Genomic DNA, 23666 nt, shown 5'->3' with positions numbered 1-23666 from the left:
CACCTCGTCTCAACATTTCCTCAATTATAACGCACATTGCTTTAAAAAGTATACGTACTTGATTCACATCTCGTTGAAAATTTTGTCGAATAGGCCGGAAATATTCGGAAATCAAGCAGAAAAAGAGTGAAATGATATAAAAGGTTTGAATTTCGTAGAGGTCTGTATTACGATGGGGTCGAATAAAGTATGTGTTTTCATTTACCTATAATAATAACTTCGAAATGGACACCTTAGAAAAAAATGAATGGTTTTATATCGAGCCGTAATCGGACATAAAAACGAGCCGCTGGGGAATCCAGCAGCTCGATCTTGGAAGTTCATCTAGAAGGTTACAATGGCGCCATCCTTCTCGAACGGGTAGTCGATGACGATGCGCGCCGATTCGGTATCGCCGATGCCGCTGTACAGATTGACCTTTCCGTCGGGACGCATTTCGATGCCGGCGGTGAACGCGCAGTCGGTCAGATGCTGCTTCTTGGCGGGGCCATCCGGATAACAAGGACGGGTGCCGATGATTTTCAAATCCGAGAATTGATTCGTCTGCGGGTCCAATACGAAGGCCATGTTCATATAGGTCGATGTATCTCCTTGAGCGTAGCAGATATGGCCGATGACGCCGATCTTCCCACTCTCGAGCAAGTAGGCCTGGTTGCAGCCGCCCCACTCATCTTTTCGGAACAGTCCGCGGATATAAGGAGCGTTCTCGATGACTTCCGGAGACAGGTCGTCGAGGCTGTCGATGACGGTGAATCCTACCAAGGATTCGCTTCCGAATTCCTTGCGAATCTCTTCGCCGCGCGGCCTGGAGAACACGCCGATCCTCCCGTCCTGGAGCTCTACGAGCCGAATGTCCTTCATATAATCCGGACCGGTCGTGAAGTAGAAGAGATCATGAAGATCACTGCCTTTGTAGAAATAACCGTAGAACGTATCGAGCCGTCCCTGCTTGTAACGGACATGCGTGCCGCCCAGTACGAGCTGTTTGTTGATCACGCTGATATAAGGATCTTCAAGCTGATAAATCATCGTATTCGGCACGGCTGTCCACTCGTCCGGACCGCTCTGCTCGAACAGGCGAACCCAGGACCTCGCCCACTCTTGGCGTTTCTCCATCCGTCCGTAAATGTAGCGCTTGCCGTTCCATTCGAACGGAATGGAAGGATTGTAGACATCGAAGCCTTCGACTCCGTGGAAGACAAGCTTGGAGCTTTCATAAATGCGTTTGTTTTCTTCGAATTGCTGACGCAGTTCTAATAAGTTCATTCGTGGCAAATCTCCTTTCAAGCTATAGTAACAACTCTATCCTAATCGAAAGTGCTGCTCCCAATCTTGCTCTATTTTTGAATGCATTATGGTGTTTTGACATCGGAGGAACTAGTTCAATACACAAACAAGGAGGGATATCGCATATGTTGAAGCTTCTTGCGGCAGACGGCATTGATTCTGAAATTCAGGCCCACTATCGACTGATCGCTTCGGTGCGCGATACGATCGGCATGCATACACACGACTTCTTTGAATTGTTTCTTATCCTGAAGGGAAGCGTTGTGCATGTCATTAACGGTAAAAGGCAGCTGCTGCAGGAAAATACACTCGTGTTCATACGGGACCGGGACGTTCATTACTATGAGCAGACGACGGATGGCGATTGCCAGTTCATCAATTTGTCGTTCAATCGAGAAGTTCTGGACGACCTGATTGCTTTCTTGGGAGAAGGGTTCCCAAGTGAAAGACTGCTTGAGCCGGCCATGCCGCCGTCAACCTTATTGTCCAAAACGGAGAAGGAATATGTGCGATACCGGCTGGGCCAGCTCAGTCTGATTCCGCAGGAGAAGAAGCTGGTCGTCAAAGCGGAGGTAAGAGCTATCTTGACCGACCTGTTCTCCAGGTACATCAAGGCCGAAGCGGATCCCATTGATCTTACCGGACAGCCGGAATGGTTTAAGGCCCTATGCAGAGATGCGAGGAAGAAAGAGCACTTCACGCGGGGAACGGCTGCGCTTGCCCAGCTGTCGGGCAAATCGCATGCCTACGTATGCAGAATGTTCAGGAAGCATATCGGGATGTCCCCGACCCAGTACATTAACGAATTGAGAATGTCCTACGCCGAGAATTTGCTGCTAAACACGGATATGGATATCGTTGACATCAGCCTTGAGATCGGACTTGATAACGTCAGCTACTTCTACGATTTATTTAAGCGGAGGCATAATTTAACGCCGCATCGGTATCGTCAGTTCGGAATAATCCAAAGATAGTATGCTAATTACCGATGGAATTACAAACCTATTTATGTGTTGACGAAGAAAATGGTATGTGTTATTTTCTACTTAGCATAATAACTTGTTAGACATCATGATGATCATATCTATAGGGGACGGTAGCCGGAAGCAAATGCGCTTTCGACGAACGTTAGGATACAGTCTGGGGGTGAAAATGAATGCGCTTACATATAAAACGAACCAAATGGTCAGCCTCATGCGATCTGGAGCAATAGCACCAGCCGTATCCGATCACAACATGTTAACAGTCAGGAGGTGTTCCTTTGAAAACAACCAATAACAGGCTAGTGGCCAGAATCATCAGGCACCGCTATCTCTACCTTATGGTGCTTCCCGGCTTTCTGACTCTGTTAATCTTTCACTATTTTCCGATGTATGGAATATTAATCGCTTTCAAAGATTTCAATGCTTCCAAAGGGATATGGGGAAGCGAATGGGTGGGGGTAAAGTACTTCACTTCTTTTTTTAACGATCCGATGGCGTTCAGGGTATTAAAGAATACATTGCTTCTCGGTTTGTATACTTTATTTTGGTCATTTCCAGCACCGATTATATTGGCTCTATTGTTTAATGAACTGAAAAACAAGGGGTTTAAGAAGCTTGTGCAGACGGTTTCTTATTTCCCGCATTTTATTTCGGTCGTCATTGTTGCGGGGATGCTTAAGGAATTTACGGCGAGAGACGGTTTGTTTAACCATATTTTCGGTTTCTTCGGCGGAGATCCGATCATGTTTCTTCTTGAATCTGACTATTTCCGGACCATCTTCATCTCTTCGGGCATATGGCAGGGCGTCGGGTTTGGCACGATCATCTACCTTGCTGCTTTAAGCGGAATCGATCCTACGCTGTATGACGTAGCCGAGGTAGACGGCGCAGGCCGGTGGAAGAAGGTTTTGCACATCACATGGCCGTCGCTTAAGCCGACCACAATCATTTTGCTGATTTTCGCCGTGGGGGGAATCCTCGGGAGCGATTTCCAGAAGATCATTCTGCTCTATTCGCCTGAGACTTACGAAGTAGCAGATGTCATCGGATCCTATGTTTATCGACAAGGTATACTAGGCGCACAATACGAGTATACGACGGCAATCGGATTATTTATGTCGGTTATTTCCTTTACGATCCTTTACTTGACCAATTGGATGAGCCGGAAAGTATCAGAAACGAGTTTGTTCTAGGTGGTGAGATGTTGAAAAAGGCTAGCTTGGGTTCCAGAGCTTTCGATGTATTCAATATTGTCTTCATGCTATTCATCCTGGTTGTCGTGCTGTATCCGATTCTGAACATTATCGCGACATCGCTAAGCGGCACGCGTTACATCTCCTCGGGGAGCGTAACGATTTGGCCCAAGGGATTTAATCTGGAAGCATACACGACGGTATTTCAGGATCCGTACATTTTTAAAGGATACCTGAACTCGATTATTTATGCGGCCGGCTCTACGGGCGTCATGCTGCTGTTTACGGCACTGATGGCGTATCCGCTCACGATCCCGGGATTTGCGGGCAAGAAATTTCTGACCATTTTTCTCATGATTACGATGTTTTTCGGCGGCGGCTTAATCCCGACCTATCTGCTTATGCGCGGTTTGAACCTGTTGGATACGGTCTGGGTCATGATTCTCCCCGGTGCGATCAGTGCTTATAATGTGTTTCTGTTTCGGACCTTCTTTCTGAATATTCCTTCTGAACTGAAGGACTCCGCCTATATCGATGGGGCGAGTGATTTGGTGGTTCTTTTCAGGATCATACTCCCGTTGTCGAAAGCGCTGTTTGCAACCTTTGCTCTATTCGGTCTGGTGGGAAGCTGGAACAGTTGGTTCGAGGCTTTGATTTATTTGCGAGATCAGGATAAGTATCCATTGCAGATGGTGCTCCGAAACTACCTGTTTACCTTGGATACGACTGCGATTCAAGGACGAGTAGGAGGCGGCGCGGTCGCCATTAATGCTCCGGGGGAAACGCTTGATCCGAAGGCGGTACGAATGAGCGTCATCATTATTACCATGTTTCCGATCATGTGTATTTATCCGCTCTTCCAGAAGCATTTCACCAAAGGGATATTTGTCGGCTCCATCAAAGGCTAAATTCCGGATGCGCCGGTGCAAGCAAGCTGAGTGTGCAGTCATTCATGACCAGTAATAAATAGCAGATTTGAAGAAGAAACGGTTAATTGTGCAAATTAGGGGGAAATGGAATGAACAAATTGGCAAAAATGCTTGTTCTTGGGTTGATCGCGCTGATGGTTTTTTCCGGATGTTCAAATGATTCCAAAAAATCCGTTACCGATGAAGACAATCAAGAAGTGATGCGCTTCTCGGTGACGCTGCCTGCGAACGGTGTGGATAATCCGAACAGTCTGGTAGGCAAGGAATGGCACAAACGCATGGAAGCTTATATGGGCAAAAAGATAGAAATCAAATATAACTATATTCCTTCTTCCGAATATGATGAGAAGGTCAAGCTCATGATCGCAAGCGACGATCTGACGGATTTCTTCGTGACGCCGTTATTCTATGATACGACCGAAATGGCCGAACAAGGCCAGCTTCTTGAGCTAGGCCAGTATCAAGATTTAATGCCGAACTATATGAACTACATTAGCAAGGTAAAGAACGGGAGGAAGCGGGTAACGGATGCCGACGGCAACATGTTCACCTTTAAAGAAACCTCCACGCCGAGATTCCCCGAGGATCGAGGCATGCTCATCCAGAATACGTCTGCTTACCGCTATGACGTGTTCGAAGCCAATAACATCAAAATTCCGGAAACGCTCGATGAATTTTATGGGGCTGCCAAAAAACTTAAAGAGCTCTACCCCGACAAATATCCCGTCGCGACAAAATGGAACAGCTTGAGATCGCTGTTCTCCGCGAACCATATCCGGGATGAAATTTTCTGGGACGGCGAGAAATACGTATACGGAGTTCTGGATGAAGGATATAAAGATGCGCTCCAATTTGCGAATAAGCTGTATGCCGAGAAGCTGTTAGATCCGGAGTATACCATTGATACAGACGATACGCTGAAAAGAAAAGCGCTGAACGGCGACAACCTCATGTGGCTGACGCAGTGGTTTACGACGCCGGCCGAGTACACGAGAACGGCCGACGACGGGAAGATTTTCGCGGTTTCGTTGTATCCCGACAATCCGAAGTACGGAAAAGCCTGGCAGGAGGTTGTGAACGGCAATACCCCTGACTTGGGCTGGGGAGTCTACGGCGTAAGCTCGAAAGTTAAAAACCCTGAAGGATTGATCAAATTCATCGATTATCAGTATTCGGATGAAATGATCCAGCTCATCACTTGGGGAATCGAGGGCACGACCTACACGATCGGGGAGGACGGCGTTCCAACCTTTGTCGACTCGCTGAAAACGGCCAAGGATCCCTGGTTGGAGGGCGATAAATACGGCATGCGCGCAAGCCGAAACCATAACCCCGGTTTGCAGATGGTGAGCGACGCAAGAGCGTTCGTGGATTTTGCCGCGACAGACTATACGGTATTTAACGGCAAATATGAAGAGGTGCCGATTGAGAAGGCGGAATTTCTGACGAGTCTGCCCATGCCCGAGAACGACTATGTTCCTTCCTGGCTGAGCGAGCCGTCGATTCAACTTACGGGCAGTGAAAGCCAGCGGGTCTCGGAGATTATGAACCCGATCAAGACGTTCGTTACGGAAGAACAGGCTAAATTCGTAGCAGGCAAGAACAGCTTCGACAATTGGCAGGCATTCATCGATAAGGTCCAAAAAATGGGTAACATTGATGAAGCGCTGAAAATCTATAATGATGCTGCCCAAAGATCTCTAGGAAACGGATAGAAATCGTCCCTCCACTGCAAGGCCGCCGCGGAGGGGCAACATGTCGCAAGGCGATAGGATCATAGATAACGAAACCATAGGATGTGAGAAACCTTGAATGAAAAAAAAGAGATTTTATTCCATGTGGAAAAGCTGTTAAACAAAAGAGATCAATTTATGATGACGAAGCTTTCTGCTATAGATTTTTCCGGTTTTACGACAATGGAACAACGGTTCATTCATGAAATGGATGGACAACCGTTTGAGAGTTTCGCTCCGGGTCAGCGGTGGGGAGAACATTGGGGATACGGCTGGTTCCGCACGACCATCGTCGTTCCCGAAGAGGCTGAAGGCAAACGGCTTGTGGCCATGCTTGATTTTGGATCCGAAGCGACCATATACATAAATGGCATCGTGAGCGGCGCAAAGGACCTCAACCATCATTATGTAACTTTAACCCATTCGGCGAAAGCCGGCGAGCCATTTGAAATCGTCGCGGAGGCGTACGCCGGCCATTCGGATTCCAGGCCAATGTTCGGAGAGTCGCAGCTCTGCGTTTTTGAAGAGGAAGTCTACCAGTTTTTCATCGATTTGGAATGTTTGTACGATCTTCGCAATCATCTGGATGCCAAATCCCTCCGCGTCGCGGAGATTGATCGTTGCCTGACTCAGGTGTTCGCGACGATCGACCTGACCCTGCGTCAGGAATCGCTCTGTGAGAACGCAAAGCAGTGCCGGAAGTTGATGGAGCCGCTCTTGGCCTGCGTGAACGGTTCAACGGCGCCGACCCTGTACCTTATGGGACAGTCCCATCTGGATGTCGCCTGGCTGTGGCCGATCGCGGAGACGAAGCGGAAGATTGCGCGGACCATGTCCAATCAGTTGGCACTCATGGACGAATATCCGGAATACACCTACACCCAGAGCCAGCCGTATTTGTTTCAGCTGGTCAAGACGTTGTATCCGGAGCTGTATGCTCGCATCAAACAGGCTGTGAAGGAGGGGCGGATCATTCCCGAAGGCTCCATGTGGGTAGAGCCTGATACGAATCTGCCCAGCGGCGAGAGCCTGATCCGTCAGGCGCTGCACGGCAAGCGGTTCTTCAAGGACGAATTCGGCGTGGACAACGAGATGCTGTGGCTGCCTGACGTATTCGGCTATTCCGGGAACCTGCCGCAAATTATGAAGGGCTGCGGGATCCATTATTTCGCGTCTACAAAATTGTTCGGTACTTATGATAATGTAGCGGACCCGTTCCCGCATAATACGTTCATGTGGGAAGGGATCGACGGTTCGCAAATTTTGACGCATCTGATGAATTACGGCGATTACTATCCAATTCGGATCAACCCGTCGTTCTTGATCCATCAGTGGAACGATCGCGTCCAGCTTGAAGGAATTTCCACGCGGCTCACGCAGTTCGGACACGGCGACGGAGGCGGCGGCTCCAATCGGGATGATCTCGAATTTATGCGCAGGCTCGGCAATTTGGAGGACGTTCCCAAGACGAAGCATGGTTCGCCGATTGAATTTTTCGAAGATCAGATCGAAAAAGGCATTCCTGACGCCAAATATGTAGGAGAGCTCTATTACCCTGCTCACCGCGGGACTTACACGACGCAAGCGATCATCAAAAAGCTGAACCGGAAGGCGGAAATCGGTTTCCGCGAGGTGGAACTTTGGGGGGCTGCGGCGGAGCTGCTGTTTAACCGGAGCTACCCTCACGAGGATATGGACCGTCTATGGAAGGTTCTGCTGCTGAACCAATTCCACGATATTCTGCCGGGCTCCTCCATTCATCGCGTCCACGAAGAGGCGCAGCTGGAGCTGAAGGAATTGAATCAGAACGTATATGACATGGCCTCAGACGCAAGAGATGCGCTCACGGACGATGATGCCTCCCGGGTTACCATCTTTAATTCGCTGTCCTGGCCGAGAAAGGAACTGGTCGCATTGCCTGCCGGCGTCCACGGAATTGCGGACGGGAATGGAGCGGTTATGCCGGTGCAATTGCATGAAGGTGTTCGCTATGCCGAGGTAGAGGCTCCTTCCATGGGCTGGTCAACGTACAAGGCTGAATCGGTAGCGGCAGATGTTCCTGCCGTGTCTGCAGTTACTGCAACAAAATCGCATCTGGAGAACGAATGGATCGCCATCGAAATAAACGAACAGGGCGAGTTAACGACTATTTTTGATAAGGAGACCGGCACGGAATGGGCAGCGGATCGCTGCAACGTCATGCGAATGTACCGGGATCAAAATTCGGATTTCGATGCTTGGGAGATCGATCGGCGCTACCGCTTGGCACCCATCGAGCTGAATGCGAGCGCCAAGGTATCTGTTACCGCGAACGGCCCGCTCTTCGCGAATATTCGGGTTGAGCGAGAACTGAACCAATCGACCCTGATCCAGGATATCCGGCTTTGTGCCGGCAGCCGCCGGGTGGAATTCCATACGACGATTCACTGGCGCGAGAAGAACAAGCTGCTAAAAGTCGATTTCCCTGTTCGCGTTCATGCGAATGAGTCGCTGCAGGAAATTCAGTTCGGTTACGTTAAGCGGCCGAATCATGCTTCTCGTCCGCATGATTCGGATCGTTACGAAGTGGTTCAGCATAAATGGTCGGCGCTTGCTGAAGCAAATCGCGGCTTCGCGCTGCTGAACGATTGCAAATACGGGATTTCCGTCAACGACAACACGATGAGCCTAACGCTGCTTCGGGCTCCGACGTGGCCGGATGAGACGTCCGACCAAGGGACGCACCATTTTACATATGGATTTACGTTCTGGAACGGCGCGTTCCTGGGTAGTCCTGTCATACGTGAAGCCTACGAGTTGAACTATCCAGTCAGTCTAGCGTCTGGAGGAGGCCGGGAGGAGCAATCGTTGCTCAGCATCGATCAAGCCCATGTGATCGCGGAGACGGTCAAGCTTGCCGAAGACGGAACGGGCGATTGGATCGTACGTCTGTACGAGAGCAAGGGAGCCTCCGTAGCGTGCGAACTTACCTTCGGCCTGTCCGTTGCGGCGGTTTATGAGGCAAATATGCTGGAGGAGAAGTTGGCGGATTTGCCGCACGAGGGCGAAGAGGTATCGCTTTGGTTCCGTCCATTCGAGGTGAAGACGATCAGGCTCCGGCCGAATGAGAGGAATAGAGGATGAAGCTGAAAGAAGGACAACGCTTGGTCATGATCGGCGACTCGATCACGGACTGCGAACGTAAATATCCGTAAGGGGAAGGACTGTTCCAGGGCGTCTGCAAAGGGTATGTCGAACTCGTGGACGCGATGCTGCAGGCGGCATATCCCGAGCTCTCCATTCGCGTAACGAATATGGGTATCGGTGGCAATACGGTTCGGGAGCTGGTTCGATCGGCACTCCCCGGCCTGCAAGGATTTGTGATCATGACGCCGTTCTATCTGGAACCGAATGCCGAAGATCACATGCGCAGCCGGATGGATGAGTTCGGGCGCGCTGCCAAGAGGGTTGCTGAGGGGGCAGGCGCATTGTTTGTGGATACGCAGGCGGCTTTCGCCAACCATCTCGACTACGTGCATCCGACTGCGCTGGCGTCCGATCGGGTCATTGATATTCATAAGCAGAATTATGGGTTCGAAAGACATTTCTTCACAGAGAACGGCCGCGCAGCTTGAGCGGCTGTTACACATACAGAGTATTGTATTCGCTTACATTATAAGCCTCGAGACGGTGCTTCCTCATATGGCAAGAAAAACTTCCGCTAAATGTGTTTTGGCTTCATTGAAAATGCAAGTCGATAGACGTTTTTTTATTGCTCTATTTCGAACATTGCTCCCCTGCTGCGAAAGGAGGTGGTTAGTGAGGAGTTCATCAACGGAGAAGCGCTGCTGTTCAGCATCGCTTCGATCGCTTGGCCGATAGACCGAACGCATCCAGATGTATTTCGTAACCATAGCTGTAGAAATAGGGTATGAACAGACGGTGTCCGGTCAATGCAACGATTTCATTCTATCAAAACGATAAAAGGTCGGGAGGTAAGGAAATGAAAATGAAACAGTGGAAACGTGCGGGAATATGGACGTGCATCCTGCTGACGGTCATGACGACGCCGGGCGCCGCGATGGCAGCGCAGGCGGCCGGAAGCAGCGCCGAGCAGAATGTGAGCAGCGAGAAGATGAAAATCCAGGAGCCATTCATGATCAAGGTTGTGGATGCCGAGACAGGCAGGGGCATTCCTCATGTCCAACTGAAGACGACGAACAGTGTGCTATATTATACGGACAGTGCCGGTATTGTGGCATTCGACGAGCCAGGTCTGATGGATCAGACGGTCTTTTTCCATATGTCGAGTGACGGCTACGATATTCCTGCCGATATGTTCGGCAACCGGGGGCAGGCTGTAGAGGTTAAGCCCAAGGGCAGTGTAACGCTGGAGATGAATCGGATCAACATTGCAGAGCGGCTGTACCGGCTGACAGGCCAAGGCATTTATCGCGACAGCTTACTCGTTGGCCAGAAGCCGCCCATTAAGGAGCCGCTGATCAACGGTCTGGTCATGGGACAGGATTCTGTGCAGACGATCGAGTACAACAATAAACTGTACTGGTTCTGGGGCGATACGGACAGACCGGCCTATCCGCTGGGGAACTTCCGCGTGACCGGTGCGACTTCCAAGCTTCCGAGTAAGGGGGGACTGGACCCGGATGTCGGCGTGAACCTGGACTATTTTACGAATCAAGACGGTTTCGTCAAAAGTTTGGTGCCGCCTCTGCCTGATGGTGCAGGCATAGCCTGGGTATTCGGTCTGATGACCGCTAAGGACGGCGCCGGACAGGAGCGTCTGCTCGCCGGCTACAGCACGCACAATCCTGAACCCACCGCCTTCGGCATTCTCGCCTTTAACGACAAGACGAAGGAATTTGAACAAGTTGTCCAGTTCCCTTCCAAAGACGACTGGCGTCATCCGGGCGGACAGGCGACCTACTACGAGGAGGGTGGTAAGGGATACTGGCTCTTTACCGAACACCGAATTCCGAATTTACGCGTTGCGGCCAGCTATGACGCCATCATCGACTATACCCAATACGAATCGTTTACTTGCTTGATGCCGGGAACGACATACAACGGGGCTCAAACGTCGCTGGAACGCGATGCGGACGGCAAGCTCGTATGGGGCTGGAAAAAGGACACTCAGCCGCTCAACCAAGAACAAGAGAAAGAACTGATCCAATTAGGCCTGATAAAAGCTGACGACCCGCGTTATTATCAATTGAAGGATATCGATACTGTTGAAGACGTTCAAATCGCCCAAAGCTCCATTGAATGGAATGAATATCGGCAGCGTTACGTGATGATCGGACAGCAGCTGCAGGGCAAGACGTCGGTGCTCGGGGAAATCTGGTACGCGGAAGCACCATCGCCTCAAGGTCCTTGGACCAATGCCAAGCATATCGTTACGCATAACGACTATACTTTTTATAACGTAGCCCAGCATAAACACTTCAACAAGGACGGCGGCCGGGTCATCTACTTCGAAGGAACCTATACGAATACATTCACGAATCATGTCCCAACGCCGCGGTATAACTACAATCAAGTCATGTATAAACTTGACTTGGCGAATCCGAAGCTAGGGCTTGAGCCGGTTCAATAAATAGCGCCAGAGCGTTTTTGTTAAACGAATGAGGGCCTTTCCGTAAGCGCTTTGGGGCTTTACCGGAAAGGTCCTTTTCATCTTGAGCCTGTTCCTGAGGGACAAGCGTATTTAGCTGTTGCTTCTCCACGATAAGCTGGGAGGAGCGATATCTTTACCGGCGGAGTCCCTGTGGATTTCCCGATACTGCTTCGGAGTTAGATTCGTGAACTTCTTGAATGCGGAGAAAAAATGTCCTTTGGATATGAAACCGCATAGATCTGCGATCTCCAGCACCGATAGCTGGCTGGATGTCAGTTTTTCTTTCACTCTCTCGATTCGTTCCTGAAGGATGTACTCGGACAGTGACACGTTCATGATCTCTTTGAATAACTGCCGGATATAGCTCACCGAGAAGGAAAAATTGTCGGCTACCTGCTCGATCGACAACTGCGCATCCTGCAAGTGGTTGTCCACGTATTCTTTGATCTCCAAGACGACCTCTTCCTTGCGGCTCGAAGATTTCGGAACTTCGGTCTCGGACGAGAGCATCGTGACGATGCTCTCCAGCCATGCTTGAAACTCGGACAGCGTGCTGTACCGTTCAAGCAATTGATGGATGCTGCTGATTTCATGCAGGACGCTGGACTTGTTGAAATTTTTGAGCAGGTCATAAGTAAAGTAGGTCAGGTTAAGCTTGCAATCGCGATAAGGCAGCTCTTGGACGTGTTTCATCTGCTGGCGCAGCAAAACAACGGCGGTGTCCGGGCGGCCGCGACGGATCGACTTGAGGATCTCGGTTGTCTCCAGCGCCTCAGACGCAGAAGGATACCCTGCCATAAACTCTTCATAATCGCTCTCCAGAAAAATTTGCTTTTCTCCGTTAAGAAATCGCAGTTTCGTCAATTCGTAAATATGGTCGTAGATGTTTCGGATATTGGCGCCGAAGTCATAGGCATTGCTGACTGCAGCGGTTGTATCAACGTTCAGAATGCGTGCGATCTGATGGTGCGTCTCCTCCAGAAGACGTTGTAGCTGAAGCTCGCCCAATTCTTGGCCTCCGAGGACCAGGATAAGGTGGTCGCCGCCCATATCCAAGCCTTCGGCCGCATAAGAACCTGCACCAAACACTTCTTCGCTAATATTGCGTATGGCGTACTTCATCAATTTCCGGGAGGGGAAATCGTAACGTTCGCAAAAAACCGTATAGGCTTCGATCCGAAGGACGGCCAAAAACAGAACGTCGCAGGAAGCAAGTTTGGTCTGGGTCTGGATATATTCATAACCCTTGGTACCCGGCGTACCGTGCAGCATCCACTGGGCAAGTAATTCCGTTCGAACGAGCTCGGATTGGTTTCGCATGGATACATGAAGCTGTTCCACGTTGTTCAGCAGCATATCGATGCCGTCGTTGATCCACTGGATATCCGGCTTGGCATCAGGCGTGGAGTTTGCGAATGCCACCTTTCCTTTCAGCTTTTCCGACAAAAAGGTGATGGAACGCAAGGAACGGCGCGAACTCCAGAAGAACAACGCGGAGACGATCCCCAGCAGCAGTAATGTATACGCTATCATTTTGTGCTGGAATAAGGAGATATGACGAGTCAAAATATGATACTCGTTCGAGTAGTATACCGACCAATTTTCAGTAGTCAGCTTTGCTGTATTGACGAACCATCTCTGATGCGGGAGCCGAACTTGAAAATCGCTGCCCTGCTGCTCCCGGCTCGCTTGATAAAGCTGTCCGCTCAGTGCGGGATTGGACACGCCCAATAGGAGTTGCCCATGCTCGTCGAGAATCCGAATGTCTTGCTGCGAGGAGACCGTTTGGCCGAACATAAGCTTCGACAGCAGCGGTTTATCAACGAGCAGCACGAGATAGAAGTCAGACGGCTTCTCGGGGGTTGCAGGCAGAATAAGGGCCAGGGAGTCCGAGCCATCCAGCGAATGATTAAAGAACCGCAAATATTGGGGGTGGGATGACTTCACGCGCTCCAGCATGCTCGGGTCGGCAAAGGATTCATTGCGGACGATTCCGGCTTTGGAATCGACGACAAGATTTTGCTTCAAATTAATCAGATAGGATCGCTGGATGAGCGGTTCGGTGGACATGAAGTTGGATTGGGCGACGAGTACAGCATGGTTGATGAGCGGATCGTTGCTTGTATTGAAGAACCAGTTCTGAATATTCTGATCGGCGTACATGCTGAGCCCGTTAGCTTTCAAATTGCCGAGAATCATTTCGGCCTTCGAAGCCAGGTTGTTGACTTCGTTCTGCGAATTGCTGCGCACCTCCAGCATGGTGTATTTTGCGAATTCCGCAGACAGTAAATAGACGAAGGGAATAATGGAACAGATCAGAACAGTGGTCAGTAAAAGAAAGGTTCGAAAATAGGTCTTCTGTAAAATAGGTTTGATCTTCATATAATGCCAGCACCCCTTGCTGATGGATTGACGGTTTAAGGGCATAACGTAACCGTTCGATAGAAGTAACGAACCGAGACCTCTTTACTCAATCATATCCTGACCTTCATGTGAAGTCCTCATTTTGACAAAAGTAGAAATCAAGATAATACCGGAAGCCCAAAGAACTCACAATCCTTAAGTTTAAGTACTCCTTGTGACACAATGAGGACTATTCCAAAGTCATCCTTCCGTACATAATAAACACTGTCAGGATATGGCCACATCGGACAGACCAGATCGAATGGAGGGATACTATAAATTGAGAATGTTTAGGGATCTTGTAAAGAACCGGGGCTTGTATTCGATGGCGATACCGGGAATCGTCTTTCTCGTTGTCTTCTCCTATATTCCTCTGTCCGGACATCTGCTAGCGTTCAAGGACTTTCAGATCAGCAAAGGCATATGGGGCAGTAATTGGGTGGGGCTGGAAAACTTCCGCTTCTTTTTCTCCAATCGGGATTGGATTCAAGTTACGGTCAATACAGTTTATTTAAATGCGCTGTTCATTATTTTCGAGATGGTCTTTGCGCTTCTCATTGCGCTCTTCTTGAATGAGATTCGCTTGAAATGGTTTAAACGTACGATCCAATCCGTCGTCTTCCTGCCTTATTTCATTTCCTGGGTCGTCGTAGGATATATGACATTCATTCTATTCAACAACACGGACGGACTGATTAACCGTGTGCTGAACATGAGCGGACTTCAAGCCGTCGATTGGTACCAGACCCCGTGGGTATGGCCGATTATTCTAACCTTAACGCGAATATGGAAGAGCGCCGGTTACTACTCGATTATTCTGCTCGCTGCCATTACCGGTTTCTCCTCCGATTATTATGAGAGCGCCCGTCTGGACGGAGCCACGAGGCTGCAGCAGATGAAATACATTACACTGCCTTTGCTGAAGCCGCAAATCACCATTCTTGTCCTCTTGGGAGTCGGACGGATCTTCTACGGGGATTTCGGCATGATCTACGGAATTATCGGGGACAACGGAATTCTATTCCCGACGACCGATGTCATCGATACATATTCCTATCGGGCGTTAAGGCAGCTTGGCAATTTCAGCATGTCATCGGCTATCGTATTCTATCAGTCTATCATGGGGCTTATCGCCGTCGTTTCGTTCAATGCACTGGTTCGGAAAATCGATAAAGACTCCAGATTATTTTAAATTTTGCGGAATGTAAAGGGGGTGAATTCCATATGAATCGTCCGGATGCTCTGATCCCGCCCACACGAGTCCAACGGACAAACGGGTTCTCCGATAAAATGGCGGTGTTGTTGTTCGGACTGTTTTTGATTTTATTTGCGCTGGTTTGTTTGTTTCCTTTTTGGCTGATGGTCATTAATTCGTTCTCCAGCACCCGAAGCTTGGCGGTGAACGGATACTCCATATGGCCGGATGAATTTACGCTGGAGTCGTATCGTTTCCTCCTTAAGGGCAAGCAAATGTTTACCAGCTATGGCATCACGATTGCGGTAACAGCCATCGGAACCGTTTTCGGCCTCGTTGTCACTGCGTTGTTTGCTTACGTGCTGGGCCATCCGAAGAACCGATACGGCGGCTTCCTCTCGTTTATGACCTACGTGCCGATGGTCTTCGGCTCGGGGCTCGTCGGCTTCTATCTTCTGGTTGTCCAATGGCTGCATCTGAAAGATACGCTGTGGGCGCTTGTGCTCCCTTATGTCATGAATCCGTTCTTTGCGTTTATCTTAGTCTCGTTCTATCGCTCGTTGCCTTATGAGCTGAACGAATCGGCTAACATGGACGGCGCCGGAGAGTGGACGATCTTCTTCAAAATTATCCGGCCAATCTCAACGCCGGTTATTGCGACGATCAGCTTGTTCTACGCACTGCAATATTGGAACGATTGGTGGCTGTCGCTTCTGTTTATCGATAACAGCGATATGTACCCGCTCCAGCTGCTTCTTCGGCAGTTCATGTCGCAGATGCAGCTCACGTCGCTCAATCACGGCAATGTGCTGACGCTGCCGCCGGCGGAAGGAGTCAAGCTGGCAACGGTATGCCTGACGATCGGCCCGATTATACTCGTCTATCCAATGGTTCAGAAATATTTTGTCAAAGGTCTGACGCTCGGCTCGGTGAAAGGTTGAGTATAAGAGGTTGTTCAAAATGCCATCTTTCCATGACGAAGCAGATTATGAAGTGGTTTCGAGGTCGAATCTTGAATTCAGCTGGACCAAAGCGTATGCTCCCGAAGCATGTTTCATGCGGAAACATTTCAGTTGCTCACGTAGCCCCCAGCAAGCTAACGGACACCAGAAACGCTATTGGTCCGCTTTGTGGTAGTTCCTGATTCTAACGGACCGAGGAGACCTTATTTCGGTCAAAACCGGCTAAATGGCCGTCATGAGGGACCAATAAGGCCTCTGGAGTCCGTTACAGCGGGAAATAGCCGGAAAATGGGCAAATAAGGACATTACGGTCCGTTACACTGCCGCGCTACCGGGCGTCCCTAGCTTCATCCAATCTTCTTGGTCCTGAAAACCTGACTTTTTGAACACGCACTATAAGATGATGATTTGAAGGGAGTAATTTACATGGTCAAATCAAAACGCAAGTTCTTGGCGACGACACTGCTCGGACTAGCCATCGCATTGTCCGGGTGCTCCGGATCCGGCGGGGACGCCTCCGCGCCGGGCGATTCCGGGGAAACCGGCGATCCGTCCCTTGAACCGGTCACTTTGGAGGTTGTCATTCCGGGGGCAAAGGGGGCTAACTATGACGAGGTGCTGACCGAAGTCAACAAGCGACTAAAAGCCGAAATCAATACGCAGGTTAAATTTACATTTGTCGATTTTGCCGATCTGAATCAGAAGACCAACGTCATGCTGGCCTCGGGAGAGAGCGTGGATTTGATGTTTGATGCCCCGTGGCTGCATTTGGACACGATGGCTTCCCAGGGCTATTACGAAGAATTAAGCGAACTGCTGGAGCAATACGGCCCTAACGTAAAAAAGACGAGGCCGCAACAAATGTGGGACGCGAACAAAATTAACGGGAGCATCTACGGCGTTCCCTTGGGAAGCGCCTATACCCAACAGAGATCGATCTTCATCCGAAAGGATCTGAGGGAGCAGTTAAACTTGCCGCCCGTAAAGACATATGAGGATTTAAAAGCTTATCTCTACGCCGTTCGTGACAGTAACTCCGGTATTACGCCGCTCCTCGCTGGCGCAGACGACGTCACCTACAGCTGGGTCAACTGGCTGATCCGGGACGATACCAGCGTCAACATTCGTCCAACGAATTTTGCCGGAGCCAGTCTGATGCTGTATTACAAGGGCAACGATGGCAAGGTCTACAACTTCTTTGAAACCCAGGAACCTAAGATCTGGTCCGGCATCCAGGATGTCCGCAAGCTATTCGTTGACAAAGTCATGTCGCAGGACGTCTTGACGAATAAAAGCAGTCCGGGGGACATGCAGCTCCAGAATAAAGTCGCGGCCACGCCCCAAATGGCCTTTGGCATTCCCAAAACGTACAACGACCAGTTGAAGCAGGTTGTGTCCGATGGAGAGCTGGAAGCCGTTCGTCTATTCGATCTGACCCCTGGAAAGAACCTATCCAATTTCAAGATGGATAATTTCATCTGCATTGTAAAGACGAGCAAACATAAAGACCGCGCGATGATGTTCCTCGATTGGGCGAACCGGCAGGAGAATTATGATTTGTTGGAGCACGGCATCGAAGGCGTGAACTGGAAATCGGTCGGCGATCATCAATACGACACGCTGAACAACGATGGCGGCATCGTCTCGTTCCAGCTCATGTTGAATCCTACGTTAGAGCGGGAGTGGGCCGGTATCGACGAAGAGACCCGAGAGTATAGTCAATTCATTACGCAAGCCGACAACTTCACGAAGGATATCATGACCGGCTTCACATTCGATCCGACTCCGGTAAAGAACGAAGTGGCCCAGTTCGCGACCATTCAAGCCAAATATTATAGCGGACTATTTAACGGCGCGCTTGATTCGGACGAATACTTTGCCAGATTTAAAACGGAAGGTAAAGCGGTGCTCAAGCAAATCCAGACGGAGCTGCAGAAACAGGTCGACGCCTTCTTGGAAAAATAGTAATCGCTGTTCATCGGAACAACGACCGTAAAAAAAGGGACCGCTTCCTATAGGAAGCGGTCCTTTTGTTCTAACGGCTTCCGGTAAACGGGGCAGGACCGGAGATAACCTGACGGATTGTCCCGGCCAACTGTTCAGCCATTTGCCGATGCTTCTTGACGGAGGGATGCCCGCAGCCTCCCATTCCGTCTTCCAGCCGCTTGATGAGCGGGAATTCGACAAAATGAATATTGTCGTCGCCTTCTTCGTTGAGGCTTTTGACGAGAGCCTTCAAATGGGGAGCGGGATCCAGCGTCATCGGACCGATTGCGCAGAACAAAGGGGCCGATGGATATCTATCGCGAATAAAACCCGTCAATTTGCGATATTGTTCAAGGTAATCCGCAGGCTCGATGGGCGCGGACCAATCATTGGTTCCGAGATTAACGACAACCATTTCAGGATGAAACGGATCCATGGCTTGTTGATCAAGATCAGGACAGATGGTTTCCATGAAATAATCCGACATGCGGCCTTCCTGGCCACCGCCGAAATTCTGATAGCATCCCGTGCCGGACGCGCCCACAATCAAAGTTTCGGCATTCAAAAGTTGACCGGTCAGCGAGCTGTAAGCGAGCGCGATATTTTCGCGTGAAGCATCGCAGTCGCAGGGAATCTGCGCTTCGTTACCAAAGCCGCACGTGATCGAATCGCCGATGATGAGCAGTTGGTGGGGAAGAGGGGCTGGCGGGCTCAGAAAGGTTCCTTTTTCTGTCGTCAAATCAGTAAATTTAATGCTGCCGAATGCCGCTTCCGTACGTTTCTGCAGCGTTAAGGTATGTGGCGAGTCCTCAAGGTCATCCGCAAGCTGGTACAGCCGGTTATCCGGATCGATTCTCATCACCCTTACCGGAAGATCGTCGATATAGACGTTAACCCAGCTTTTCCCCTCTCCGTTGACATCCTCGATCTCGGCCGTTATTTCCCGTCCTTGAAAGCGTACAGTTAACGCACTTCCGGGAAGAAAACAGGAGATGCCATCCGGTTCTTGATGAAAGAGCCCGTGCCTCAGACTGGAAGACGCAAAGTCGAATTTCATAACGCATTCCTTCCTCTCATTGATTTATTTGAGCTGACAACGTTACCCGTAAGGGTTCTCGCATGTAGACTCCCGAATCACCAAAGAAACGCCAGACAATATTTTCGTGTTGCCTCCAAGAGTTTTGCCTTGAATAACTTGGTGGAGTAAATGCGCAGCGTTTCTGCCGATTTCCTCGAAATCTTGCCGGACGGTAGACAAACCGATCGACAGGTTGCTGGCATGGTCCCAATCGTCGAATCCCATAATGGAAACATCCTGCGGAATTCTAATGCCGCGGTCCGTCAGCTTCTCGATCATTTCTATGGCAAGTTTGTCATTGCAGCAAAACAAAGCAGTAACATTCCGCTTCAAAATACTGTCGGCTAGTGCGTCATAGTCCACGCGGGTCAGCAAGTTATCGTCGGTTAACGGAAACCCTGCGTGACGCATGGCGCTGCAATAGCCGGCGAACCGCTCCTGCTCGGAATGAAGAAAGAAGTGATAGCTTGCGAACTTTATTTTGGTGTGCTTCAGACGGATCAGCTCCCGGGTAGCCAGGATCGCTCCGTCATAATTGTTGCATCCGGAAAAATAGCTGGGATGATCCACATTGTACCGGTCTACCAATAGATATGGGATGTTATTTTGTTCGATGAATAGGTAGTTATCCTTGCTCTGGATCGGATCGAACGGATAAATCAAGAAGCCGTCGACTTTCCGGTCCAGCATTTTCTGAATGGATGCTTGTTCAACGGCCAAATTTTCGTTGCTCCATTCCACGATTAAGGAGTAATTGAATTCGGCGGCCACTTGTTGGGCGCCTTTGATGATCTTCATATACGATACATCGTAATTGTCCTCCGCCGATAAAATGAACGCGATCAAGTGACTCGAATGGTCTGCGGCTTGATCTCCATTTACAAAAGAGCCCTTTCTTTTGATTCTGGTGATTACGCCCTCGTTGGCCAGTTCCGTCATTGCTTTTCGAATCGTTATTCCGCTTACATGAAATTGTTTCATAAGATCTTCTTCATTCGGCAGCTTATCGCCAGAGCGAAGCTTGCCGACTTGAATCTGATGCAGCAGCGCTTGTTTTACCTTCATGTACTTCGGCTCGTTCACAAAAATTCTCCTCTTTTACAGACTGGTGCTTAATCACGGTACTTCAAATGATTTTATAAAAGTATACTTTATTAATGGATTGAAATCAAGGCTGTTATCTTGAATTTCATGCACATGTATACGTATAAATTAAGGGAGTTTCATTGCTTTGTAATTGACTAAAAGTATATCGATTGATAATATAAATATAGTTATTGACTAAATAAAGTATACTTTAATTTGCACTATAAGGATTTCGTTTGTCTATGCAAAAGCTGAAGGGAGGAATTATGTTGGAGTTTAGTTTTATCAAATATGCCAGGCTGATGGGGAGATTCGATCTGACCGTGAAAGAGAAGCCGAAATGCGGATGGGTCAACAGCGCGGTTTTTGTTGCCTTCCGAGGTACGGCCATCTCGATGACGGCTGAGGATTCCGACGGCCAGGATTATGTTGAAATCGTAGTGGACGGTGTCGCTCGTAATTGGATCAATTTGAAGAAGGGGGTACATGAATACATAATCGAACAGGGGCTGCCGGAGGGTGAACACACTTTAGAGATCCACAAGCGAACGGGGATCCTCACCGGAAGTATAGCATTTCATCATTTTTCTCTACCTGACGGCGGAAGCTTCCTTGCCCCGCCCGCGGCAAAACCTGTCCGGCTTGAATACTTTGGGGATTCCATCACGGATGGAGCAGGGATCGGTCATCCGCATGTGCTCGCTGAAGCTCCGCATCTTGACGACGGATACATGTCCTATGTCGGGATCAGCGCCAGAATGTTGAATGCGGAATATCATACGATGGCCATATGCGGAATTGGCGTTTGGCAGGATGCGGTAGGGAACAAGCAAGGATTGCCGGAACATTTTTCGGGGACGCTCGGCAAAGGGACGGCGCCATGGGACTTTTCCCGGTATATGCCTGATGGAATCGTCATTAATTTGGGCCAGAACGATTATTCTACGCCAATTGACGATGAGGCGTATATTGCCGCTTATATTGAATTCATTCAGGTTATCCAGGAAAAGTATAACAATCCCTACGTCTTTTGCTGTGTCGGAACCATGAATAACAACTATCTTGCGAGCGTGAATAAGGTCGTGTCCTATTTCAATCAAAGCGGAAACGGGAAGGTATTCGTAGTTGATCTGGGGTTGATTCATCCGGAGGTGGAAGGATGGGGCGGCCGATATCATCCCGGCTATCAGACGCATTACCGAATGGGCTTGGAGCTTGCCTCGTTTATATCCGCCAAGACCGGATGGGAATTGCTTAAGCGTCCGTCGATCGCCACGGAATGCGTGTTTTGAAATCGCTCGTTTATTGGGAAGGAAACTTGTGATATATGGCTGCAACAAAAAATATATTGAGTTCAATAGACTCGCCCCGCTGCTTTGCTATTACAAGAACCGGATTCCCATAATGCCCGGCTCTTGTATGTAATGAATTGCCCATATTATTTTCTTCGGACAACAAAGGTTCATGGCGTTAAACGTCATGAACCTTTTCTATTTTCGCTAAAGATTCTTGATGACTCCTCATAATCCCAGGATCAAAATGTATCCTACCCTTACAAAAATGATCGGACCATACAAAAAAGTGCGTACTACAAGCATATGAGAGCCTAATAACCTACATATAGGATTTTGCTGAGCGGTACGATCGAAATCGAATGTTACTGTTAACAATCCCGTATAGAATAATAATCACCCCTATCCACTGAGGCCAGCTTATGGCTTCTCCCAGCACTAAAGAGGACATGATAACGACAACCGGCAATTCGGATGACGTAAGAATGGTTCCCAATCCCGAACCAACAAAACTTATTTCCATCGCATTGCTTCTGGTTGGTTCCGTGTTGGCTGCCAATATCCTATTTCAGGAACCCTTGGCGTTGTCATGGCAGGGAAGCTTTTGGGGAATGCTTGCGGCATTATCCTTTTCCACATTCGTTTTTTTGAGTGGGTCGATTGAAAAGGAGACCCCTCCTATTTTAAAAAGCGCACTTCTTTCCACGGGAGGCGCATTGACCGTATTTATCGTATTTCCGCCAACGTTGTTGTTTGACTTGGATGTACTTATGGGAATCATTCCTTATGGATTAGCTCTGGGCATATTCAGCGGCGTCCTTCCACCACTTCTGAATTCAATTGGAATGCGCTGCAAACGGATCTCCGCATAACATTAGCGGTTTTTCGGTAAGATTTGGGCGGATAAGAACGACTCCATTCATTTAGGTATTGACTTTCTCGCAAGGTTAAGGATTATGATACTAAAGGAAAGAGGGGATTATGAGCTGTTAGGAGGGGAAATCGTGTCGAATACTTGCGAAAAATGCAGTGCCCATCTACCTATGGGGAATACATGTCAATCGATTTTTAACGAATTTATGGCACTTGAATTCACCGATTCTAGCTATGGACGGGTTCACTTTCTCACTGTTGCATCTTACATGGTTCAACATGAAGGCTATAGCGATGAGATGTATGTCTGGGTCCAAACTGCATTACAGAAGCATCTGGAAGAAGGCTACGCTACGGAGTTGATTCGCCAAGATATGGCCAGAGGACCAGGGAGCACCAAGGGGATTCGAAGGCCAGTGAATGCGTCGCCTCTCCCCAAGGTGGCTTGGACCATGACGATTGCCGACGTAGCTGTACAGATGCATGACGCCGAAAGCTATTGTAAGCTCATTGAGCAGTGGGGGCGTACGACGCTTAAAGAGATGGGAGCGCTTGTTTTATGATGAATGATGCGAATCAGAACCAAGTCAAACGGCGTGCGGCTCTTTTGAGCAAAACCGATGGGTCAGCGCTGCCAGCATCTATTCTTGGAAGAATGCGCAAATTGCGGATTGCGGCGTACTGACTCTGACGCCTTTTAGGGGAAATACTCTCGATCGCGAAGTGGTGCGTTCAATCCGCAAGTATGCCTCTGATCAGGGATACGAACTTCAGTATGAATGCCTGCTTGATAACCAGGCGTCTACTACATCCAACATGCATTTTACGACCAAAGACTCTTCCGGCACCGGGAGGCCACTGAAAAAGTCCTTCTCATAAAAAAAGGTACGGCTCCTCAAGAAAGTTGAGGAGCCGTACCTTTTTTTCGTTTATAATTAACGCATCATGGAAAGCGGGTGAGCGGATGATTCGACAACAACAAGCCTTGGTTCTGAGTCCTTATGCGGTACTGTATGACATCGTTGTACCGAAGGACAGTCTGCTCCGTCAAA

The 23666-nt window shown here is 49.2% G+C and carries 18 protein-coding genes and 1 pseudogene; 14 read left to right on the top strand and 5 right to left on the bottom strand.

Features of this window, described 5'->3' with window-relative positions; translation table 11 throughout:
- Positions 1-324 precede the first annotated feature (324 nt).
- Positions 325-1266, bottom strand: a complete 942-nt coding sequence (locus J7E85_RS08575; protein WP_215156881.1) for an MTP-1 family protein — start codon at positions 1264-1266, stop codon at positions 325-327.
- Between the two features lie 146 nt (positions 1267-1412).
- Between J7E85_RS08575 and J7E85_RS08570 the strand changes: the two genes are divergently transcribed.
- The 7 genes from J7E85_RS08570 (at position 1413) to J7E85_RS08540 (ending at position 11718) form a co-directional block, all read left to right on the top strand.
- Complete coding sequence (locus J7E85_RS08570) at positions 1413-2261, top strand: helix-turn-helix domain-containing protein (RefSeq protein WP_215156879.1); 849 nt, start codon at positions 1413-1415, stop codon at positions 2259-2261.
- Between the two features lie 287 nt (positions 2262-2548).
- Positions 2549-3463, top strand: coding sequence for an ABC transporter permease (locus tag J7E85_RS08565; RefSeq protein WP_215156877.1), 915 nt, complete (start codon positions 2549-2551; stop codon positions 3461-3463).
- An 11-nt stretch (positions 3464-3474) separates the two neighbouring features.
- Complete coding sequence (locus tag J7E85_RS08560; RefSeq protein WP_215156875.1) at positions 3475-4371, top strand: carbohydrate ABC transporter permease; 897 nt, start codon at positions 3475-3477, stop codon at positions 4369-4371.
- Between the two features lie 110 nt (positions 4372-4481).
- Complete coding sequence (locus tag J7E85_RS08555; RefSeq protein ID WP_215156873.1) at positions 4482-6107, top strand: ABC transporter substrate-binding protein; 1626 nt, start codon at positions 4482-4484, stop codon at positions 6105-6107.
- 93 nt (positions 6108-6200) lie between these two features.
- On the top strand, positions 6201-9248 hold the full coding sequence (locus tag J7E85_RS08550) for an alpha-mannosidase (protein WP_215156871.1): 3048 nt from the start codon (positions 6201-6203) through the stop codon (positions 9246-9248).
- 116 nt (positions 9249-9364) lie between these two features.
- The gene (locus J7E85_RS08545; RefSeq protein ID WP_251035571.1) at positions 9365-9739 is read left to right on the top strand and encodes an SGNH/GDSL hydrolase family protein; all 375 of its coding nucleotides are present in this window, start codon (positions 9365-9367) and stop codon (positions 9737-9739) included.
- Between the two features lie 368 nt (positions 9740-10107).
- Positions 10108-11718, top strand: a complete 1611-nt coding sequence (locus J7E85_RS08540; protein ID WP_215156869.1) for a DUF4185 domain-containing protein — start codon at positions 10108-10110, stop codon at positions 11716-11718.
- A gap of 111 nt (positions 11719-11829) precedes the next feature.
- On the opposite strand, the gene J7E85_RS08535 is transcribed toward J7E85_RS08540, so the two are convergent.
- Positions 11830-14121, bottom strand: coding sequence for an AraC family transcriptional regulator (locus tag J7E85_RS08535; RefSeq protein WP_215156867.1), 2292 nt, complete (start codon positions 14119-14121; stop codon positions 11830-11832).
- 301 nt (positions 14122-14422) lie between these two features.
- Here J7E85_RS08535 and J7E85_RS08530 point away from each other — a divergent pair, with 301 nt between their 5' ends.
- The 3 genes from J7E85_RS08530 (at position 14423) to J7E85_RS08520 (ending at position 18264) form a co-directional block, all read left to right on the top strand.
- A complete protein-coding gene (locus J7E85_RS08530) occupies positions 14423-15334 on the top strand; it encodes an ABC transporter permease (RefSeq protein ID WP_251035570.1) in 912 nt (303 codons plus the stop codon).
- A 32-nt stretch (positions 15335-15366) separates the two neighbouring features.
- On the top strand, positions 15367-16278 hold the full coding sequence (locus tag J7E85_RS08525; RefSeq protein ID WP_215156863.1) for a carbohydrate ABC transporter permease: 912 nt from the start codon (positions 15367-15369) through the stop codon (positions 16276-16278).
- Between the two features lie 447 nt (positions 16279-16725).
- A complete protein-coding gene (locus tag J7E85_RS08520) occupies positions 16726-18264 on the top strand; it encodes an extracellular solute-binding protein (RefSeq protein ID WP_215156861.1) in 1539 nt (512 codons plus the stop codon).
- A gap of 70 nt (positions 18265-18334) precedes the next feature.
- Here J7E85_RS08520 and J7E85_RS08515 read toward each other — a convergent pair whose 3' ends face one another.
- Together J7E85_RS08515 and J7E85_RS08510 are read right to left on the bottom strand one after the other, a co-directional pair.
- Positions 18335-19342: an SGNH/GDSL hydrolase family protein gene (locus J7E85_RS08515; protein ID WP_215156859.1), complete on the bottom strand. Its 1008-nt coding sequence runs from the start codon at positions 19340-19342 to the stop codon at positions 18335-18337.
- Between the two features lie 42 nt (positions 19343-19384).
- Positions 19385-20446 (bottom strand): GntR family transcriptional regulator, encoded by a 1062-nt coding sequence (locus J7E85_RS08510; protein WP_215156857.1) that lies wholly within the window; start codon positions 20444-20446, stop codon positions 19385-19387.
- Positions 20447-20715: 269 nt separating this feature from the next.
- On the opposite strand from J7E85_RS08510, the gene J7E85_RS08505 reads away from it, so the two are divergent.
- Positions 20716-21741, top strand: coding sequence for an SGNH/GDSL hydrolase family protein (locus tag J7E85_RS08505; RefSeq protein WP_215156855.1), 1026 nt, complete (start codon positions 20716-20718; stop codon positions 21739-21741).
- A 322-nt stretch (positions 21742-22063) separates the two neighbouring features.
- Here the strand turns inward: J7E85_RS08505 and J7E85_RS08500 are convergent, their stop codons facing one another.
- Positions 22064-22264 carry an EamA family transporter gene (locus J7E85_RS08500; RefSeq protein ID WP_483311309.1) on the bottom strand — a complete coding sequence of 67 codons (201 nt, stop codon included), beginning with the start codon at positions 22262-22264 and terminating at the stop codon, positions 22064-22066.
- On the opposite strand from J7E85_RS08500, the pseudogene J7E85_RS08495 reads away from it, so the two are divergent.
- From J7E85_RS08495 to J7E85_RS34520, 3 genes and pseudogenes are all read left to right on the top strand, one after another.
- Positions 22239-22589: pseudogene (locus tag J7E85_RS08495) on the top strand (DMT family transporter); the annotation flags it as partial. The gene J7E85_RS08500 and the pseudogene J7E85_RS08495 overlap by 26 nt on opposite strands.
- Positions 22590-22697: 108 nt before the next feature.
- The gene (locus J7E85_RS08490; RefSeq protein WP_285228799.1) at positions 22698-23177 is read left to right on the top strand and encodes a DUF5946 family protein; all 480 of its coding nucleotides are present in this window, start codon (positions 22698-22700) and stop codon (positions 23175-23177) included.
- Positions 23174-23299, top strand: a complete 126-nt coding sequence (locus J7E85_RS34520; protein ID WP_285228798.1) for a hypothetical protein — start codon at positions 23174-23176, stop codon at positions 23297-23299. The genes J7E85_RS08490 and J7E85_RS34520 overlap by 4 nt, the downstream gene beginning before the upstream one ends.
- The last annotated feature ends 367 nt before the right edge of the window (positions 23300-23666 follow it).

It is taken from the genome of Paenibacillus sp. ISL-20, from assembly GCF_018613005.1.
Classification (GTDB): domain Bacteria; phylum Bacillota; class Bacilli; order Paenibacillales; family Paenibacillaceae; genus Paenibacillus_AQ.
The sequence above is the reverse complement of the archived record's forward strand: the minus strand, read 5'-3'. Positions and strand labels throughout refer to the sequence as shown.

Excerpts from the sequence above, each read along its gene's own strand:
- J7E85_RS08575 (WP_215156881.1), bottom strand. The coding sequence starts at position 1,266 with ATGAACTTATTAGAACTGCGTCAGCAATTCGAAGAAAACAAACGCATT.
- J7E85_RS08570 (WP_215156879.1), top strand. The coding sequence starts at position 1,413 with ATGTTGAAGCTTCTTGCGGCAGACGGCATTGATTCTGAAATTCAGGCC.
- J7E85_RS08555 (WP_215156873.1), top strand. The coding sequence starts at position 4,482 with ATGAACAAATTGGCAAAAATGCTTGTTCTTGGGTTGATCGCGCTGATG.
- J7E85_RS08540 (WP_215156869.1), top strand. The coding sequence starts at position 10,108 with ATGAAAATGAAACAGTGGAAACGTGCGGGAATATGGACGTGCATCCTG.
- J7E85_RS08535 (WP_215156867.1), bottom strand. The coding sequence starts at position 14,121 with ATGAAGATCAAACCTATTTTACAGAAGACCTATTTTCGAACCTTTCTT.
- J7E85_RS08525 (WP_215156863.1), top strand. The coding sequence starts at position 15,367 with ATGAATCGTCCGGATGCTCTGATCCCGCCCACACGAGTCCAACGGACA.
- J7E85_RS08520 (WP_215156861.1), top strand. The coding sequence starts at position 16,726 with ATGGTCAAATCAAAACGCAAGTTCTTGGCGACGACACTGCTCGGACTA.
- J7E85_RS08515 (WP_215156859.1), bottom strand. The coding sequence starts at position 19,342 with ATGAAATTCGACTTTGCGTCTTCCAGTCTGAGGCACGGGCTCTTTCAT.
- J7E85_RS08505 (WP_215156855.1), top strand. The coding sequence starts at position 20,716 with ATGTTGGAGTTTAGTTTTATCAAATATGCCAGGCTGATGGGGAGATTC.
- J7E85_RS08500 (WP_483311309.1), bottom strand. The coding sequence starts at position 22,264 with ATGGAAATAAGTTTTGTTGGTTCGGGATTGGGAACCATTCTTACGTCA.
- J7E85_RS08490 (WP_285228799.1), top strand. The coding sequence starts at position 22,698 with ATGATACTAAAGGAAAGAGGGGATTATGAGCTGTTAGGAGGGGAAATC.
- J7E85_RS34520 (WP_285228798.1), top strand. The coding sequence starts at position 23,174 with ATGATGAATGATGCGAATCAGAACCAAGTCAAACGGCGTGCGGCTCTT.